Source organism: Parendozoicomonas sp. 209JJ7-1, from assembly GCF_058147085.1.
This window is the reverse complement of record NZ_JBYVJU010000014.1, coordinates 18,840-37,785: the sequence shown is the minus strand read 5'-3', so window position 1 is coordinate 37,785 and position 18,946 is coordinate 18,840. Positions and strand designations below refer to the sequence as shown.

Sequence of the window (18,946 nt, the reverse complement as noted above, 5' to 3'; positions counted from 1 at the left end):
ATAACGCCTTGAAAAAAGCGGCCGCAGCCGCCTTTTTCTTTTTATCGCTGCTTTTCCAGCTCGGCTACAAACCGGTCAAACAGGGGCGCAACATCATGAGGGCCCGGACTGGCTTCCGGGTGACCCTGGAAGCTGAAGGCCGGACGGTCAGTTCGCTCAATACCCTGAAGAGAACCGTCGAACAGAGACTTATGGGTGGCCCGCAAACTGCCTGGCAGGCCCTCTTCGGACACTGCAAAACCGTGGTTCTGGCTGGTAATCATCACAACGCCGGTATCCAGATCCTGTACCGGGTGGTTGGCACCGTGGTGACCAAACTTCATCTTCTCGGTCTGGGCACCGGAGGCCAGGGCCAGCAGCTGGTGACCCAGGCAGATACCAAACACCGGAAGCTCGGTTTCCAGAATTTCCTGAATTGCGGCAATAGCATAGTCGCAGGGTTCCGGGTCGCCGGGGCCGTTGGACAGGAATACACCATCGGGGTTCAGAGCCAGAACATCTTTTGCCGGAGTTGTAGCCGGCACCACAGTCAGGCGACAACCACGCTCAGCCAGCATGCGCAGGATGTTACGCTTGACGCCAAAGTCGTAGGCCACCACGTGGAAACGGGCATCGTCGGCTCTGTCTTTGTGGCTGTCAGTTTCCAGCACCCAGACACCCTCGGTCCAGGAATAGTTTTCCGCCGTGGTCACAACCTTCGCCAGATCCATGCCTTTCAGGCCGGGGAACGCGCCAGCCAGCTCAAGGGCCCGGGCTTCGGTGGCACCGGGGCCGGCAACAATAGCTCCGCTCTGGGCACCTTTTTCCCGAAGAATACGAGTCAGATGCCGGGTATCAATATCCGCGATAGCAACGATATTGCGTCGTTCAAGGTATGCACCGAGGGGTTCAGAGTTTCGCCAGTTACTGGCAAGAAGGGGAAGGTCACGAATCACGAGGCCGGCTGACCAGATCTGCCTAGCTTCCTCATCTTCCGGTGTGGTACCAGTATTCCCGATATGAGGGTAGGTCAGGGTGACAATCTGACGGGCATAAGAGGGATCAGTCAGAATTTCCTGGTATCCCGTCATCGCGGTATTGAAGACTACTTCGCCGCTGGTTTCTCCATCGCTGCCGATGGCGATCCCATGGAAGATACTGCCGTCTTCAAGCGCAAGTATGGCAGTCCTGCTCAAAGTGTCCTCCTGCTGTACAACGCTGATTGTCGTTATTTCATCCGTAAAAAAGCGAGATGCAACGCAGTTCCATCTCGCTTTTTACATATTTTGAAATTTACCAAGCCAGCATCCCAGCTTGCTTAAGGCAAATTTTACGCATCCTAACAAAGACACGGACTATCGTCCATTATACGTATGAAATATGCGGAACTACCTATACCCATTAGTCACGCTTAATTGAAGATAACCAGAGACTGTCCAGCTTATCTATTTCACCCATATCGAACGACGCAGCACATTCCCAGTACCGACCACTGGCCACAAAATAACCCAGCTCCCGTTCTTTTTCCATGGCGGCCTCTGCACAGACATGATTCCAGTCACGATGTTTCCCAATGTCCCCAAGGGATAAATTTTCAAAAGAGATACGTGGATACAGAAGCCTGCTTTCCGGTTTTTCAGAAAGATTTACAACACGGCAACCCTCAATCGCAGCCAGTATTTCAAACCTTGCCGATTTGGATTCCAGATTTCTGAGGGTGATATCTTCACGCAAAGGGTCAGCTGCACCTTTCCCATAAAAATGAGTCTGATTACTTTCCCCATACACCATATCGCAGCCAAGAAAAGCAATAATATCTGGCTGTAAAGCTCCCAGTGCCCAATAGGCAGCAGTAAATGCCATAGTTCCCCCAGCGTAAACAAACCCTCCATAGGCATTCTGGACACTGACAAAATCCTCAGCGCCATGCAGACTCTGCTCAGAACCAGGCTGTGGCCGTTTTTCAGGGGAAAAATCTTCAGGGAAAATACTGTGGGTCCAGTCAGCCCGAATGCGCCAGGCGTTATTAATGGCCACTATGGCACTGAAACATGAGCAATCCCAGGAGCGGGCTCTCAAAGCATCGGGGGCACTTCCCAATATAAGAACAGTATTCTGTTTTTTAGACATTGTCCGGCTGCTCTGATATTTCTTGTCCAGCTTAGATCAGAGCAACCGTTATTGTGAGGAAACTTAACGCAGGTTCAGTACATCCTGCATATCAAACAGGCCGCTGGATTGATCCGCCAGCCACCTGGCACCGCGAACAGCACCATTAGCGTAGGTGGCCCGGCTGGCAGAACGGATACCAATCTCTACCCGCTCACCTTCGGCGATAAACATGGCATTATGCTCTCCGACGATATCGCCGCCACGGATTGTGGCAAAGCCGATAGTGTCTTTATCCCGAACGCCGGTAAAACCTTCACGGCCATAGACCGCGCATTTCTGCAGATCACGCCCAAGAGTATCAGCAATAATCTCACCCATACGCAGAGCCGTACCTGAAGGTGCATCGACTTTATGGCGGTGATGAGCTTCAACAATTTCTATATCGCTCTCATCACCCATAACCCGGGCGGCAGTTTCCAACAACTTGAAGATCAGGTTTACGCCAACACTCATATTGGGAGCGAAGATCACAGGAATATCCGCGGCAGCGTCTTTCAACGCCTCTTTCTGGCTGTCATCCAGGCCTGTGGTGCCGATAACGATACCCTTGCCATTAGCCCGGCATATTTCCACATGTTTCAGGGTGCTTTCCGGGGAGGTGAAATCAATCACAACATCAAAATCGCCAACCACTTTCTCCAAGTCATCAACCAGCGCAACATTCTGCTTGCCGATACCCGCCAGCTCACCGGCATCCGCCCCGATCAGGGAACTGCCCGGACGATCCGTAGCCGCTGAAAACTCAACAGCCTCATCCTGATGAACAGCCTGCACCAGTGCCTTGCCCATACGACCGGCCGCGCCGACCACTGCGATTCTTGTCATTGTCTCGTCTCGCTCCATACCCCGTTAAATCCGCCAGCAATTATCGCAGCCATAACTGAAGGAGCAACCCCTCCCATCAAAAACAGGTTAAGCCACACACTCTGTATCAGCATCTATATTACCTGCGGCTCAAATATTCACACGCGAGGTTAATCTATGAGAAACAGATACAGGGTATCCAACCAAAATCTTTCCTTTGGGGAAATCAGGCAGGGGTTATTGCAAGGTATTTTTGCCGCTCTGGCGTTATTGATGGCAGGAACAGCTTTCGCAAATATTAAACCGCCGGTGGTTGCTACTCTTATCTGGAACCACCCTGCCCAAATCACCCTGGTTACCAGAACCGCTGACGGCGCTGCGAGCACTGGAAACGGGCAAGAAGGCATCACTCAAGCAAAAAAAAGACTCCCCGATGCAAAAGATATGAAGATGCACAGCTCCCAGTCATCACTACTCCATAATGCAGCTTCTTCTCAGTTTCCATCACACTATTTCCTTATTCAGGGAGACAGTGCTCACCAGGTCAGCGTGATATTTAACAAATCAGAAAATAGGAAGAGTCATTTTACCCTCAACCTAAGGAATAGCGGGTCCGTACAGATATATCTGATGAGAAATACGACACTGGAATTGTCAAATTCCCCACTCACAGACCAAACAACACACACCATCCTCTCAAGACAGGCAGCCCCTGCTCCATTCGCTCCCCCCGAAACTGAAAAGCAATACAATCTTCAGCTGATCACTATATCAAAAGCACAAACTGAATCAGAAACAACTGATTACAACTCTCTTGAAAACCACACTCTTAACAAAACCGCTGTTCATCAACACAAACTCACTCTTGATGAAGGACTTCCGGAAGAAAAAACCGTCCATTTATACAGTACTCAGAAGACAGACTCTACAACCCCTTTAACAGCAAAAATTATTACTATTGGGCAAACACCTCTGGCCGCAAGCGCTGTTTTTTTACGACAAAGAAAAACATCGTCCCCCAGCTCGACCCCTAACAACAGCACAGCACACAAAAGGCAAGGTTTGATAATTCCCCTGGGCGAGGAATACCGTCAACTGACAGAGAAAATGAGAGCTCTGACCACCGAATTGTCAGAAGTTGATTTCACCGCCGTCCCCTCCCCCCAACAGCCAACGCATCCAATAGCAGGAGTCAAATGCTGTGAAGGACATAACATGACATATAAAAATGTTTACGCAACAATCAAGTGCCTCAGATGTTTCGAACTTATAAAGGAAGACAGGAGATACGTGTGTGACGAGTGCAAAGAACAAACACGAAAAACCTACCATATCTGTGAAAGGTGTGCAGAACAGACCGCATTAAAACCATCCGCAGTCGAATCCCAGGAACAACTTTTGATGAGAAAACATCACCAAGATCAAGACAATGTCCCTGTGCCCATTCTGCCGCCACAGCTTCCCACTGCTATTAAATAAGAAGTTCTCTTGTTCAAGGCTGGGCTGCACAAACAGCCCAGCCAGCAATCCTGTATAGTTCGTACCAGAACCTTTAAAACTTCTCAATGAGCATTTGAGCGGATGAATATCCTGTCCATTCAGTCCCATGTGGCCTATGGCCATGCGGGAAATTCTTCTGCCGTCTTCCCCCTGCAGCGCATGGGGTTTGAAGTCTGGCCCGTCCATACCGTTATGTTTTCCAACCATACCGGCCACGACAGCTGGCGCGGCCCGGTATTTTCACCAGATACAGTGTCCGATGTTATTGCCGGTATAGAAGATCGCGGTGTTTTCTCTGAATGCACGGCTATTCTTTCCGGCTATATAGGAGCCGTGGAAATAGGCAGCATCATTCTTGAGGCCGTAGCCAAGGTTAAAGAGGTTAACCCAAAGGCCATCTACTGCTGTGATCCGGTTATTGGCGATATCGACCGGGATATTTTTGTCCGTGACGGCATACCTGAACTGTTCCGGGACACTGTTGTCCAGCATGCGGATATCCTGACGCCTAATCACTTTGAACTGGAACTGCTTTCCGGTTATAAGGTGGAAACCCTGAAAGACGCCCTGAAAGCCGCAAAAGAGCTGCAAAATCAGGGACCTTCAAAAATACTGGTGACCAGCCTGATTCGCTCCGACGCCAACCCCGGACAAATAGAAATGCTGGCAGCAGACAAAGACGAAGCCTGGCTGGTTGCCACCCCCAGACTGGAATTTCCCTACCCCGTAAATGGTTCCGGTGACGCGACAGCTGCCGTATTCCTGGCCAAATATCTGAAAACCGGAAATCTGAAAAAATCCCTGGAACACACGGCTGGGGCAATTTTTGCCTTATTTGAAAAAACCTGGGCTACCGGTAGCCGGGAACTGAAGCTGATTGAGAGTCAGGATGCCTACTTGCAGCCCCCCCAGAAATTCCAGGCTATCAACGCAATCTAACCACCTGAGAAGACAATGAATCACAAACCATAACAGGCTATAAACAGAACAGCCCGGCCAATGGCCGGGCTGCAGATATGCTGACAACAGAAAAAATCAGCTGGTCATACCATCAAAAAACTTTTTCACGCCATCGAAAAAACTACGCTTTTGGGGAGAGTGTTTATGGTCACCCTCAAAAGTTTTCTGCAGTTCTTCCAACAGTTCTTTCTGGCGACTGGTGAGTTTCACCGGGGTTTCCACAATCACTTCACAAATCAGGTCACCCTGACTGCCACCACGGACAGGAACAACACCCTTGTTACGGAGGCGGAACATTTTGCCGCTCTGGGTTTCTGCGGGAATCTTCAGTTTCACCTTGCCGTCAAGGGTCGGCACTTCCAGTTCACCCCCCAGGGCCGCGTCGGTAAAGGTCACCGGAACCTTGCAGTACAGATGCTTACCATCGCGCTGGAAGATGCTGTGCTCGCGCACATCAATCTGCACATACAGATCACCAGCCGGACCACCATTGACACCCGCTTCCCCTTCTCCGGAGAGACGGATACGGTCGCCGGTATCAACACCTTTCGGCACCTTCACAGACAGAGTCTTGTATTCCTGAACCCGGCCCTCGCCATGACAGTCATGGCAGGGATCTTTAATGACCTTACCGGAACCGTGACATTCAGGGCAGGTCTGCTGCACGGCAAAGAAGCCCTGCTGCATGCGTACCTGACCATGACCACCACAGGTACTGCAGGTTGTGGCAGAAGAACCCTTCCTGGCTCCGGAGCCATGACAAGTTCCACACTCTACCAGGGTCGGAATGCGAATCTTTTTCTCAACACCACGAACCGCATCTTCGAGATCCAGCTCAAGGGAGTAACGCAGGTCGGCACCCCGCTGAATACTTGAGCGGCCACTGCCACCCTGACCACCACCGAAGATATCACCGAAAACATCGCCAAAAATATCGCCGAAGTTACCAGCTCCACCAAAACCACCGCCAAAGCCACCAGCGCCCCCGCCCATACTCGGATCAACACCGGCATGGCCGTACTGGTCGTACGCTGCACGCTTCTGGGGATCGGAAAGAATTTCAAAGGCTTCGTTGACTTCCTTGAACTTCTCTTCGGTGTTTTTATCGCCAGTATTCCGGTCAGGATGAAACTTCATCGCCATACGGCGATAAGCCTTCTTCATCTCTTTGTCGCTGGCATCCCGGGCAATCCCGAGCACCTCATAATAATCTCTTTTCGACATAACCGTTCTAACCTGGCACCAACCGGAAAATTCACATTCTTTCGTTCAAAGCATCCGGTGAGAGAACTCCGGACTTCATTACGCAGACGCGGGAGAGAACTCCCGCGCCGCATATCAGCTCTTTATTTCAGAGGTGTCAGACGTCTTATTTTTTATCGTCTTTCACTTCTTCGAACTCGGCGTCTACAACGTTATCGTCCTTCTTGCCGGCGTCAGCCTGAGCGCCTGCTCCGGCATCTGAACCCTGGGCCTGCTGAGTCTGTTCAGCCATCTTCTGGGCCAGAGGACCGGAAGCCTGAATCAAAGCCTGGGACTTGGCTTCGATAGCGTCCTTGTCGTCACCCTTCAGAGCTTCTTCAAGCTCCTTGATGGCAGCTTCTACAGCGCTCTTCTCTTCTTCGGTGGCCTGTTCACCAGCTTCTTCAAGAGTCTTGCGGGTAGCGTGAACCATGCCGTCAGCCTGGTTACGGGCCTGGGCCAGCTCTTCAAACTTCTTGTCTTCCTCGGCGTTAGCCTCGGCATCCCGTACCATTTGCTCGATTTCATCATCGGACAAACCGGAGGAAGCCTTGATCACGATAGACTGCTCTTTACCGGTGTTCTTGTCCTTGGCGGATACATTCAGAATACCGTTGGCATCCAGATCGAAGGAGACTTCAATCTGAGGCATTCCACGGGGAGCTGCGGGAATACCTTCCAGGTTGAACTGACCCAGGGACTTGTTGCCGTGAGCCTGCTTGCGCTCACCCTGCAGTACGTGAATAGTTACCGCAGCCTGGCTGTCTTCAGCGGTAGAGAACACCTGGGACTTCTTGGTCGGGATTGTGGTGTTCTTCTCGATCAGAGGAGTCATCACGCCGCCCATGGTCTCGATACCCAGGGTCAGCGGAGTGACGTCCAGCAGCAGAACGTCGGTACGGTCTCCGGACAGTACGCCACCCTGCAGGGCCGCGCCCATGGCCACGGCTTCGTCGGGGTTAACGTCCTTACGAGCTTCTTTACCGAAGAATTCAGCAACCTTCTGCTGAACCAGAGGCATACGGGTCTGACCACCCACCAGGATAACTTCGTCGATATCGGAAACACTCAGGTCAGCGTCCTTGACAGCCTGACGAACCGGATCCAGAGAACGGGCAACCAGCTCTTCAACCAGGGACTCCAGCTTGGAACGGGTGATCTTGATGTTCAGGTGCTTGGGACCAGTCGCATCGGCAGTCACATAAGGCAGGTTAACGTCTGTCTGTGTTGCGGAGGACAACTCGATCTTGGCTTTTTCAGCGGCTTCTTTCAGACGCTGCATGGCCAGGGGATCGCCTTTCAGATTGATGCCCTGATCTTTCTTGAACTCATCAACCAGGAAGTTGATCAGGAGCATGTCGAAGTCTTCACCACCCAGGAATGTGTCACCATTGGTGGACAGCACTTCAAACTGATGCTCGCCATCTACGTCGGCAATTTCAATCACGGAAATATCGAAGGTACCACCACCGAGGTCATAAACTGCAATAGTCTGGTCGCCCTTGGCCTTGTCCAGACCATAAGCCAGCGCAGCGGCAGTCGGCTCGTTGATAATACGCTTAACGTCCAGGCCAGCAATGCGGCCAGCATCTTTGGTGGCCTGACGCTGTGCGTCGTTGAAGTAAGCCGGAACGGTAACAACTGCTTCAGTCACAGTCTCACCGAGGTAATCTTCGGCGGTCTTCTTCATCTTTTTCAGGATGTCCGCAGAAATCTGCGGGGGAGCCATGGTGTCACCCTTGACTTCAACCCAGGCATCGCCATTGTCAGCCTTAGTGATTTTGTAAGGCACCATCTCGATATCTTTCTGAACTTCCTTGTCTTCAAAACGACGGCCGATCAGACGCTTGATAGCGAACAGAGTGTTGTCAGGGTTGGTCACAGCCTGACGCTTGGCAGGCATACCTACCAGAGTTTCACCATCGTCGGTGTACGCAATGATGGAAGGCGTAGTACGGGCACCTTCTGCGTTCTCAATAACCTTTACGCTGTCACCGTCCAGTACGGATACGCAAGAGTTGGTGGTACCCAGGTCGATACCGATAATTTTGCCTTTACTCATCGAAACCCTCTCCGTTCACTTCACCCCTGCCTGGGGCTTGAACTAAATACAAAACCTGAAAATGGTGTTCACATCAGCCCGGATGCGGCTCCGGCACTTGCCATCCGCCTTAACTGACTGCTTGACCGGGTATATGGGAACGGTGAAAAACGATTTCAAGGGAATACCATGGATTTTTTTGAAATTTGTTTGCTTTCGGTCCCCGGAACCTCTCTCTACAGGGAGAGATCGACGAAAAAACAGAAGCCTGCCTCCTGCCAGAAGCCGCTATCAGGCGGAACGCCAGAAATCCATAACTTTCGCCCCCTCGAACAACCTCCCTCTAAGACTTAGGCAAAACAGGCCGTTATCCCCATCAGGAAGTTTGTATAAAACACAGGGAGAGCCACCATGGGTGTTTTTAAACGCCTGCTGACAGCCGCCGGAACTAATCCGGCCACTGCCGGAACCCTCTATCAGGGAAAAACCATTGCCGAATGCAAAGGCATGGATAAAGACTTGCTTGGCGCTATCTACGCCCTGGGTCACCAGCAGTATGAGAGCCAGAACTTTGAGGCTGCCCGCAATATCATGCTTTATCTCTTCACCCACGATCACCACAATTCCGACTACATGGCTGCCCTGGGAGCCTGTGAATACCGCCTGAAGAACTACGATGCTGCGGAAACCTCTCTCCAGCAGGCCCTTGTTATTGATAACAACAACACCCAGGCCGCCCTGAACCTGGCGTTAAGCCTGCTGAAAAACGGTAAGAAAAAGGAAGCCCGTATCATGATGCAGCGGGCGGAAAAGCTGGCGGAAGGAAGCAAAGAATACGCCAGGGAATGGAAACTGGCCCACGCTATTCTGGAGAAGTCCGCCAAGAAGAGTGGAAAGGGGGCAAACAGCGAGAACAAAGAGGGCTAACCCATGGCAGGCATAGATGGCAACATTGGCGGCAATCGCCCGATAAGCTCTCCGGGCACGGGTCCGATTCAGCAACCCGGACGCACTGGAGAATCCCAAGCCCCTCAAAGGGCAGGGACTGAGAACCTGACCATCAGCCAGACGGAAGGCCAGGCAGCGGCAGGAAAAAGCAGCCCAATGGCGGGAATCCCTTCACCCGACCCGGCGCTGATGAACAAGCTGTCCACAATGGATCCACAGGAGCTGAAAGCCATGCTTGCCGGCCTGCGGACAGAAATGAACGAAACCCAGAATGAAACAGCCATCGCGGAAGCTGAAGCCAAAAAAACTGAGGTAAAAGAAGCCCAGGAAGCGCGCAAGGCTGAACTTGAGCAGATAAAAGGCGAAGACGCCGCAGCCAAAGAACAGTTCCACTGCGCCAACGCGGCACTGGTGTTCTCAACCATCTTTACCGGTGGACTGATATGGCTTTCTAACGCCCCCCAGGAAATGATGCAGAACAAGGCCAACAGCGAACAGAAGATCATGGTTTCGGAGATGCAGCAGCAGGGGTTACTTGGCGTACCCGCTCCGGAGCTTGATGAAGATATGCAGGCACTGTCCCAGGATTACTTTACCTCCACCTACAGGTTCGGCCCCGAAACGGCTAAAAATCACATAAAAGGAAAAGTGGACCAGATGTTCCTTGATGGTCACTTTAACCGGGATCAGCAGATGGCATTAAGGGACAACATCGACCAATCCAGTGGCCCCAATGACTTCTTCCAAACTCTGATGGAAGAAGCTTCCCAGACTTCAGCAGCATCTCCTGCAGGAGGCACCGGAACAGCGGAAAAGATAGAAGAGAATGGTGGTGTCGCTGATACCCCCGACCAGATACCCGCTGGCGATACAGCATCCCAGACGGACGTGGCCATGAACCCTGATAATACAGACACACTTGTGCCAGACGAATCGACTCTGGCGAGTGATGACAGCAGCATTCAGGATAATCGCTGGCTGAATGAAATGGCCATGATTATGAATGAACAGGAAAAAGAGATGGATAAAGTCATTGCCCAACTGGAGGAGGCCCAGCAGTCAATTGTTGGTTCCGCCCAGAGTGGCCATGATGTTGCCGCTATGCGCTTTACCAATATCTAAGACAGTCCCACTCTGCAGCAGTATTTACCAATCGAAAGCCGGACCTGAGTCCGGCTTTTCTATGGAAAACAATCAGGCAAGCATCGCTGACCAAATAACAAAACAACAGCACTTCCCGCCATGGATACCTGTCATATACCCCACGACAGAGGAGATACCAGCCATGGCACACAGACACACCATTCCCCTTTCATTCACAGCAGGGCAATCACAACAACTTTTCCGTTCGGATTCTGATCACGAGATGAAAACGGATGAGCCCAAAAGTGAGCAGAAGAAAAGAAGAGTTCACCTGCCGTCGTATTTACAGCCTCCTCAGATAACCACCACACTCATAGGTCATAGAGAAGTTAATACAGTGGCGGCTGCAGCTCAATTCGCTGAAGCTGAGCTGGACAGAAAAACCTCTGCCATTATTGAGTGGCTCAAATCAAACCTGCATGAGGCCTTCCCCTGGCAACCCCTGCAAAAGTATCTGGAAATTCATGGCGTATACCCACGCATCTTTATTGACGCTATGGATGGCCAGGATGGCCGGGCAAATCGACTGGCAGCCCTGCAGGCAGCCTGCGAAGCCCAGAGCACGGAAAAAAGCACAGCCGCAAGAAATCAAATAAAAATAACTCTGATAGCTGCCATTCTCGATACAGCAAGCAAGCACCCTTATTTAGAAAAACTCGATTTTAAGGCGGACCTGAGACGTGAAATGCTTACTTTACCAGCAGAGTACCACCCCCCTTCTCTCACCCTCGTCAAGGCTGATCCGCCAACAGAGGAAAACCTGATAACACTCTGCGACTTAATACATGAGGGTATTTTTGAAACTGACATCATGGGTAAAAAAGTCCGAAACCCTATTGATCTCTCACTTATCAGTTTTCTTGCCCTGGCTGCGGGACGAGAAGTCGATAAAGCTGAAAGTGAACGTATACGAGAGCAGCTGTATACCAATCCACCGAGACCCAATAACCTCCAGGCGTTACACCGTATCTGGCAAGATCTTGGCTATAGTCCGGGTGAGCTTCTTTACGCCTTTTTATGGAAAGACCTGGCATCAGAGTTAGAAGAAAACGGATTACTGACAGAAGGCCATGTCAGAAAAAGCATCGAGGCTAAAGTAAAAACCCGCTGGAATGACCTGAGACAACGAGACGACTCAGATCACGCCAGGGAAATGCTGGCTACCCTGGCTGTCCATCGCATGGAGAAATATTCTTTGTCCGATACGCCACTCTCGGAAGTATCCAGAGAGATACCTTCCACCTCTCAAGTGATGCCTGTATCAAGACGCTTTAGCAGAACAGCACGCCAAACTCTCCGCCTGAACGACTTCAGTAAGGTCTATTCCAGCTGCAAAGGAGTTGAACACTGGAGAGAGCTTGGTTCAGCACTTGGCTTGAACCCGTCCACACTCAGTATAATCGCCCAAGAACAAAGGGGAGACACTAATAGGTGTATATGGGAAATACTCTCCAAATGGCTCTCCTGGGCAGATAATACAAACCCGAATAACGATTGGAACTCTCCCCTTATCACCTTCAAAAACCTGTATGAAAAGCTCATGACAGTCGGTGAAGTACACATAGCTGAAAGGATCTATCAAAATCATTGCCGTTAAGTGTAAAGCGCTTAACACGCCTGCCCTATCCTGAAGACCTGATAAAAAATTGCCCATTACACCTTCTGATGTAACGGGCAATTTTTTAGCTTCCGGAGAGCTTCAGGGCGCTTTAGCCACAACAACCATGGCCGGACGAATCACCCGTCCGTGGAGGGTGTAACCCTTCTGAACCACATCCATTACCGTATTGGGTTCCATATCAGGGTTGGGAACCATGGTCATGGCCTGGTGGAAATTCGGGTCCAGGGGTTCGCCCACGGGGTTGAGCTGCTCAACCTGGAACCTGGCCAGGGTATCAAGGAACAGCTTGAGGGTCAGTTCCATGCCTTCACGCATGGCATCGTGTTCACCATCACTGGCTTCCACGCTTTTCAGACCATTCTCAAGGCTGTCTACAACCGGCAGCAGGGACTCAACAAATTTATCCAGGCCAAATTTGTGGGCCTTTTCCACATCCTGCTGGGCGCGACGCTTTACGTTCTGCGCTTCAGCCACAGCGCGCAGGGCCTGTTCCTGGGCTTTCGCCAGATCGTGCTGGGCACGGTTCAGCTCGTCCTGCAGGGCATCCAGGGAACTGCTTTCATCAATAAACTCGCCTTCAAGACCTTCCATCTCAGCAGCTTCTGTCTCAACAGCCTCTTTCGCAGCGTCTTCAGCTACCACTGTTTCTTCAACCTGATCTTCAGGCTTGTTCTGTTCCTCAGTCATCCTTCAACTCCGCAGCAGTCCAGATATACGATATTGCCGCTTAATATGGGGATGCTCCGGCCATATTCAAGGGATGCCGAAAATCATTTTCTTCACAGGAAAATCACCACAGACCATTGAACTTGGCGCTCTTGAATATTACTGTATAAATAAACAGGATTCTGGCCGGAACCGATTCCATGCTGACACATCTCTCGATTCGTCACTTTGCCATCGTCGATCAGCTTGATCTGGAAATTCCCAGAGGCATGGCTGTAATCACCGGGGAAACCGGTGCGGGTAAATCCATAATGCTCGACGCCCTCTCACTCACCATCGGTACCCGCACCAATGGTGACTGCGTGCGTACCGGCTGTGAACGGGCCGATATCAGAGCCACATTCGATATTTCCAAACTGCCGGAAGCCAGAAAATGGCTCGAAGAACGTGAACTGGAAGCCGATAATGACTGCATTCTCCGACGCACCATCACCAAAGAGGGCCGCAGCCGGGGCTATATAAACGGCACACCTTCTCCTCTGAATGAGTTAAAGCAGTTAGGCGAGCTGCTTGTTGATATCCACGCCCAGCACGAACACCAGTCCCTGCTGCGGTCGGCTACCCACCAGCGTCTATTGGATGAATACGCTGGCTGTGGCAAGCTCGCCAGTCAGATAGCCAAAAGCTGGAAACACTGGCGCAATCTGAAGGAACAGATAGAGACCCTGCGCAACCGAGGCCAGGCACAGGACGCCCGCCAGCAACTTCTGCAGTATCAGGTTGAAGAGTTGGACCAACTGGGTATTTCCGAAGGGGAAATTGAAAGTCTGGAGCAGGAACAGAAGCAGCTGAACAGCACTGAAGCCAGCCTGCAGGCCTGCCAGCAGGTGCTGAACCTCTGCTCAGAAAACGATAACGGCAATCTGCTCCACGGCCTCTCCCTCAGCCAGCAGCTACTGACCGACCTGGGCCTGGATACACCGGCCATAAGAAACACGATAGACCTTCTGGCTACCGCCCAGATTCAGGTAGAAGAGGCCGTCGGGGAAATCAACCAGTTTGTGGATAACTTTGAAGCCGACCCGGCCCGGCTTGAAGAAATCACCAGCCGACTCTCCGCTGCTTACACCCTGGCCCGTAAACATCACACACCCGCTGAAAACCTCCACGTTTTTCACGCTGAACTGCAGCAGGAACTGGAAAGCCTTCAATGCAGCGATGAGAAGCTGGATGAGCTGGATAACAAACTTGCTGAGCTGGAAGCCAACTATCAAAAGCTGTCAGCCTCACTCACAGTCAAACGCACCAAAGGCGCGGGCAAACTGAACAAAGCGGTCAGCAAACATATTCACGACCTGGGCATGCCCGCTGGTAAATTTATTGTTGAACTGACGGCTGTTCCCGGTAAACCACGCCCCCTGGGCATGGAAGATATCCGGTTTCTGGTCAGCACCAACCCTGGCATGCCGCCACGCCCCATGGACAAAGTAGCTTCCGGCGGTGAACTGTCCCGTATCAGCCTTGCCATACAGGTCATTACCGCCCACACCTCCGGTATTTCAACACTGGTATTTGATGAAGTGGATGTAGGCATTGGCGGCGGCACGGCGGAAATCGTTGGCCGATTGCTGCGGGAACTGGGTGACCAGGGCCAGGTTCTCTGTGTAACCCACCAGCCGCAAGTTGCTTCCCAGGGGCATACTCACCTCTATGTCAGCAAGAAACTGGGAAAAAACAGCACCAGTACCAGTCTGACTTCTTTAGAAGGGGACAAACGCATCCGGGAAGTAGCCCGTATGCTCGGTGGCCTGGAAATTACCGACCAGACCCTGGCCCATGCCCGGGAAATGATTACCCGTACAGCCCCCGTAGCGGATATCGCCTGACACTTTTGTTACCAACGGACCTTTCTGCCTTTTGTCTAAGAGACTGTCGAGAGATTTGCAGAGGAATAATTTATGAAGTACTTAATTCCTTTATTTGGCTGGACGAGTCTATTTAAAGTTCTGCCCCGAAAATCTCTGCGCCTGCTTACAATCATCGCAGTCATGTCCTGTCATGTTTATGGCAGTGAATTTTATGATCCGAATAACACCCTCAGCCCCAACCTGCCACAGAGTTACCGGGAAGGCATTATTGATCACCTGCAAACCTACGCAGATCAACAGGCGGATAGAGACGCCTATTTGAACAGTGCAGAGGTTTCCCCACAGATTAATAACACTCTGTTCAAACATCTGCTGATGCAATGGCATTACCTGAACACCCACTTTCAAACCAAACATATTTATCCCAGCGCATCACCGGCTGAACGGGTACTCCTTGTCAAAGACCTGCAAATGCGAATTATGGGCGCTGTCCATAGTATTCTTGACCCTGGCCATGGTGGAGATTTGATAAATGAATCCGCGCCCAGCGATAAGAAACTGTTAGCCATTAATCTCACCCCGGTGCTGGTACAAAACATTGTCGACCGACTTGTTGAAATGGATCAGTACATGGGAAAGAAACTGTACTTTTACCAGGCATTTGTCGTAAAAGCCCAAGACATAGAAGAGGACTCTATTCGCCGAGTTTATCTCACTACGGTATTCTGGAGCAGCATCCTTCATTCACTGCACGGGTATGATGTACTTACTCCCGAGCAGGCAGAGCAACTCCGCCCTGTCGCAAACAGAATGGCAGTCGCACTTGGTCAGGCCTTTGACGGAGTTGTGTCGTATATGCAGGCGATAGCCAGCAATGAAGGAGAAAAACCCACAGCCAGCGAACAACAGGCCGCATTAAGACTCTCAGAAAAAATTCAAACAATCTGGAAAAAAGATTACAACCTGCCCGGCAATACAATAGAGGCCAGATCCAGCTTTAAAAACCCGAATATGGCCGCCCTTATGCATCCCTTATTTATCACCCGTGCACTGTTGTATACACAGCAATTTCTTGTTCTGCACAAAGTCAACGACCTGGACGAGAATCAGCTGAAATACGAGCCCAACCATCACGCTGCCAGCGTAGCCATGGGAACCAGACAAGCTCGGAATATTGTTGAGGAATTTATCGGGAACCAGGACTATTCACAATTAAGCCAGTCAGACAACTGATGCAGCAAGCTGAAGCATCTCCCCCTTGCAGTGACGGGCTACAGTTCGCGATGGATTACTTTCTTGGATAAAAGCACTCCTGGATAAAAGCACCTGCTTTCAAAGCAGCTACTACTATTATGTCCTTGGCACTAAAGCTCAGGAGTGCAATCCATGAGAGTTGTAAATCTTTTCTTCGCAGCAGTACTCTGTGCAGTAACCTTACCCGGGAATGCATCCAATATATCCAGTTACCCCCCGTTTCCCGAGACGCCCCCTGAAGAACCCAGGATGCATGTGGGATCAGACACTGCGTACTACAACGGGGGAAAACACATCAAACAGTTTTCACCATCGGTACAAGTTTTTTCAGAACCCTCCCGGGACGTTGAAGGTCGTCTGAAAGACTTTGATCTGAACAATTTAAAAATGGTTGCTGAAAGCATAAATCTTGTACTGGACCAGGGACCAGATTTCCCTCTTGTTTCAACCATCAGTTATATGACTGAAACAGGGGAATTCCTTGAACAGGAACTGCCATTGATTTCTATGCATGCAGATGGCGGTTCGTTTGTCTACATCCTTAGCCACCCCATCCCTCTTCCAGACAGCTTAAGGAAGGTGCATATTTCTATCAGAAACCTCGCCAACCCTTCCTCTTCAAACTCCAGCCCCACCTCTGGATTAGGAGCCTTACCCCCTCCGATCTGCTGCTCCTGCCATGACTGGTGCGTTTTAACATTCATTCTTTTTGGTTTCTGCTACCAGGGATGCCTTACTTTCGGGTCAGGCAAGAACTGCTGCTCTACATGCCATCTGCCTTACGTATACGGTGCAGGGTGTCCCGGGTAAGATTTGAAGAAGCAAAGACCAATGCGGGACACGCCTGAACAGGTCTGACAAGCACAGATGACAGCAACAAAATTGCCCTCAATCTGTGCCTGTCACTTATTTCCTTCAGGCTAACTGTCCTTCGGGCGCACGTACAACACAAGGTTGTGATCAACCAGTTCAAAGCCATGTTCTTCCGCAATGGCATGCTGAAGACGCTCAATATCTTCGTTACGGAACTCAATAATTCTGCCTGAGTCCATGCACACCATATGGTCATGGTGCTCACCATGGGCCAGCTCAAATACCGAGTGCCCGCCATCAAAATTATGCCTTATAACCAGCCCGGCACTTTCAAACTGGGTCAGTACACGATAAACGGTAGCCAGGCCAACATCTTCTTCTGCCTCAATAAGAGCCTTATAAACATCTTCGGCGCTCATGTGGCGATCAGAAGCACTTTCCAGTATCTGCAAGATTTTGACCCGAGGCAGTGTAACCTTTAATCCAGCCTTACGAAGCTCTTGATTTTCCACTCAAGTTTCCCTTTCTTAACCCCTGAAGATGTAATAAGCTGGGCATTATCTCATTTCCGTCCAAGATAGTGGAAGTCGGTAGACGATGCAAAAGCTAAAAGCAACGTTTGCCCTGGTTCTGTCAGCATCTGTAATCGGGGGATGTTCCTGGTTCTCAGATAACAGCCTCAAGCTGGTAAGTTTCCCGGGTGTCTATAAAATAAACATACAACAAGGCAACGTGATCACACAGGACATGGTGAACCGGCTTCGTCCCGGCATGACCCGTGAACAGGTTCAATTCGTGATGGGGGAATCCCTTCTTCCCGACGCCTATAATATTGATCGCTGGGATTACATTTACAGCTTCCAGCCAGGTGGCAAAAAACGCACTCAGCAGACATTAAGCCTGTTTTTCACTAACGACCTTCTGACCAGCTTTAAAGGTGACGTACGCCCGGGCGGGAATGAAAATACGGTAAACAATCAAGTCCGCAGGGCTGCCGGAAAAGATGCACTGGAAGCCCGCGACCAGGTAGAAAAAGCGACTGAATAACTGAATTCAAGGAACTGCAACTTCTGCCCTGCAAAAACACTTTACACAAAAAACCGGACGACAATGTCCGGTTTTTTAATGATTCTTTTCACCCTTCGGATTTCTTTGCGGCCTTCGCCTTCTCTGCCCGCCTGCGACGAACCTCTTTCGGATCTGCAATAAGCGCCCGGTAAATCTCAACCCGCTCACCACTTTTTAAAGCCTGGTCAGCCGGTTTGGGTACCGCTTTGCCAAAGATACCCATCCTGGCTGTGGTCAGATCAATCTCCGGAAAAACTTCACAGATACCGGACAGCTCCGCAGCTTCCAGTAACGTTGTGCCTTCAGGAACAGACAAACCAATAATTTTCTGTTTGTCCGGCCTGGCATAGGCCACTTCAACGGGAATATTCCTGACCTGCCCTGATTCTGTAGGTACCATTAAAACCTCAGGCACAACTGGCCCCGCTGTAGATCTCATCTGCCCGATGGCAGAAAGCTTCAACCATGGTAGCAGCCGCCTGTTCAAACACTTTTCCGACTGCAGACTTGAGAAAGCGGTTGTCCATTTCAAAGGAAAGGTCGAGGGAAACCTTGCAGGCTCCCTCCATCAGAGGTTTGAACTCCCAGACACCGGACAGCGCAGTAAACGGCCCTTCCTTCAGGGACATTTCTATTTTCAAACCAGGTTCCATGGTATTTCTGGTTACAAAGCTGGAAGACACGCCACCACGTTTGATATCCAGCCTGGCTTCCTGCAAACGTTCTTCGGAGATTAAAATTTCAGCGCCCGCACACCAGGGCAAAAATCCAGGGTATGACGCTACATCATTTACCAGGTCATACATTTTCTGCGCCGAGTGCATAACCAGGGCCGAGCGCTGAATTGTCTTCATCCATTAAACCTTA

Annotated in this window: 18 protein-coding genes; 8 read left to right on the top strand and 10 right to left on the bottom strand. The window is 50.8% G+C overall.

Translation table 11 applies throughout. The features are described from left to right. Positions 1-41: 41 nt before the first annotated feature. The 3 genes from carA to dapB all read right to left on the bottom strand — a co-directional run bounded on the left by carA (position 42) and on the right by dapB (position 2,976). On the bottom strand, positions 42-1,175 hold the full coding sequence (gene carA / locus ACY2RQ_RS14365) for a glutamine-hydrolyzing carbamoyl-phosphate synthase small subunit (protein ID WP_490113675.1): 1,134 nt from the start codon (positions 1,173-1,175) through the stop codon (positions 42-44). A gap of 205 nt (positions 1,176-1,380) precedes the next feature. Next, a complete protein-coding gene (locus ACY2RQ_RS14360; RefSeq protein WP_490113674.1) occupies positions 1,381-2,109 on the bottom strand; it encodes a hypothetical protein in 729 nt (242 codons plus the stop codon). Positions 2,110-2,172: 63 nt separating this feature from the next. Next, positions 2,173-2,976, bottom strand: a complete 804-nt coding sequence (gene dapB / locus ACY2RQ_RS14355) for a 4-hydroxy-tetrahydrodipicolinate reductase (RefSeq protein WP_490113673.1) — start codon at positions 2,974-2,976, stop codon at positions 2,173-2,175. Positions 2,977-3,132: 156 nt separating this feature from the next. On the opposite strand from dapB, the gene ACY2RQ_RS14350 reads away from it, so the two are divergent. Next, entirely contained in the window at positions 3,133-4,434 is a 1,302-nt protein-coding gene (locus ACY2RQ_RS14350) for a hypothetical protein (protein WP_490113672.1), read from the top strand. 102 nt (positions 4,435-4,536) lie between these two features. Next, positions 4,537-5,394, top strand: a complete 858-nt coding sequence (pdxY, locus tag ACY2RQ_RS14345) for a pyridoxal kinase PdxY (protein ID WP_490113671.1) — start codon at positions 4,537-4,539, stop codon at positions 5,392-5,394. 96 nt (positions 5,395-5,490) lie between these two features. On the opposite strand, the gene dnaJ is transcribed toward pdxY, so the two are convergent. Further along, on the bottom strand, positions 5,491-6,639 hold the full coding sequence (gene dnaJ, locus ACY2RQ_RS14340; protein WP_490113670.1) for a molecular chaperone DnaJ: 1,149 nt from the start codon (positions 6,637-6,639) through the stop codon (positions 5,491-5,493). Between the two features lie 145 nt (positions 6,640-6,784). Then, positions 6,785-8,719 (bottom strand): molecular chaperone DnaK, encoded by a 1,935-nt coding sequence (gene dnaK / locus ACY2RQ_RS14335; protein ID WP_490113669.1) that lies wholly within the window; start codon positions 8,717-8,719, stop codon positions 6,785-6,787. A gap of 390 nt (positions 8,720-9,109) precedes the next feature. On the opposite strand from dnaK, the gene ACY2RQ_RS14330 reads away from it, so the two are divergent. The 3 genes from ACY2RQ_RS14330 to ACY2RQ_RS14320 all read left to right on the top strand — a co-directional run bounded on the left by ACY2RQ_RS14330 (position 9,110) and on the right by ACY2RQ_RS14320 (position 12,386). Then, on the top strand, positions 9,110-9,625 hold the full coding sequence (locus tag ACY2RQ_RS14330) for a tetratricopeptide repeat protein (RefSeq protein ID WP_490113668.1): 516 nt from the start codon (positions 9,110-9,112) through the stop codon (positions 9,623-9,625). Positions 9,626-9,628: 3 nt separating this feature from the next. After that, entirely contained in the window at positions 9,629-10,768 is a 1,140-nt protein-coding gene (locus tag ACY2RQ_RS14325) for a hypothetical protein (RefSeq protein WP_490113667.1), read from the top strand. A 61-nt stretch (positions 10,769-10,829) separates the two neighbouring features. Continuing rightward, on the top strand, positions 10,830-12,386 hold the full coding sequence (locus ACY2RQ_RS14320) for a death domain-containing protein (RefSeq protein ID WP_490113666.1): 1,557 nt from the start codon (positions 10,830-10,832) through the stop codon (positions 12,384-12,386). Between the two features lie 102 nt (positions 12,387-12,488). On the opposite strand, the gene grpE is transcribed toward ACY2RQ_RS14320, so the two are convergent. Beyond that, positions 12,489-13,097 carry a nucleotide exchange factor GrpE gene (grpE, locus tag ACY2RQ_RS14315; RefSeq protein WP_490113665.1) on the bottom strand — a complete coding sequence of 203 codons (609 nt, stop codon included), beginning with the start codon at positions 13,095-13,097 and terminating at the stop codon, positions 12,489-12,491. A gap of 179 nt (positions 13,098-13,276) precedes the next feature. Here grpE and recN point away from each other — a divergent pair, with 179 nt between their 5' ends. Both recN and ACY2RQ_RS14305 read left to right on the top strand, forming a co-directional pair. Next, a complete protein-coding gene (gene recN, locus ACY2RQ_RS14310) occupies positions 13,277-14,962 on the top strand; it encodes a DNA repair protein RecN (protein ID WP_490113664.1) in 1,686 nt (561 codons plus the stop codon). A 72-nt stretch (positions 14,963-15,034) separates the two neighbouring features. After that, positions 15,035-16,177 (top strand): hypothetical protein, encoded by a 1,143-nt coding sequence (locus ACY2RQ_RS14305; RefSeq protein WP_490113663.1) that lies wholly within the window; start codon positions 15,035-15,037, stop codon positions 16,175-16,177. A 554-nt stretch (positions 16,178-16,731) separates the two neighbouring features. Here the strand turns inward: ACY2RQ_RS14305 and ACY2RQ_RS14300 are convergent. Both ACY2RQ_RS14300 and fur read right to left on the bottom strand, forming a co-directional pair. Next, a complete protein-coding gene (locus tag ACY2RQ_RS14300; protein ID WP_490113662.1) occupies positions 16,732-16,902 on the bottom strand; it encodes a hypothetical protein in 171 nt (56 codons plus the stop codon). Positions 16,903-17,118: 216 nt separating this feature from the next. After that, complete coding sequence (fur, locus tag ACY2RQ_RS14295; RefSeq protein ID WP_490113661.1) at positions 17,119-17,523, bottom strand: ferric iron uptake transcriptional regulator; 405 nt, start codon at positions 17,521-17,523, stop codon at positions 17,119-17,121. An 85-nt stretch (positions 17,524-17,608) separates the two neighbouring features. Between fur and ACY2RQ_RS14290 the strand changes: the two genes are divergently transcribed. Next, complete coding sequence (locus tag ACY2RQ_RS14290) at positions 17,609-18,058, top strand: outer membrane protein assembly factor BamE (protein WP_490113660.1); 450 nt, start codon at positions 17,609-17,611, stop codon at positions 18,056-18,058. Positions 18,059-18,146: 88 nt separating this feature from the next. Here the strand turns inward: ACY2RQ_RS14290 and ACY2RQ_RS14285 are convergent, their stop codons facing one another. Together ACY2RQ_RS14285 and ACY2RQ_RS14280 are read right to left on the bottom strand one after the other, a co-directional pair. Beyond that, positions 18,147-18,479: an RnfH family protein gene (locus ACY2RQ_RS14285; RefSeq protein WP_490113659.1), complete on the bottom strand. Its 333-nt coding sequence runs from the start codon at positions 18,477-18,479 to the stop codon at positions 18,147-18,149. A gap of 7 nt (positions 18,480-18,486) precedes the next feature. After that, positions 18,487-18,933 (bottom strand): type II toxin-antitoxin system RatA family toxin, encoded by a 447-nt coding sequence (locus tag ACY2RQ_RS14280; RefSeq protein ID WP_490113658.1) that lies wholly within the window; start codon positions 18,931-18,933, stop codon positions 18,487-18,489. Positions 18,934-18,946: the final 13 nt, after the last annotated feature.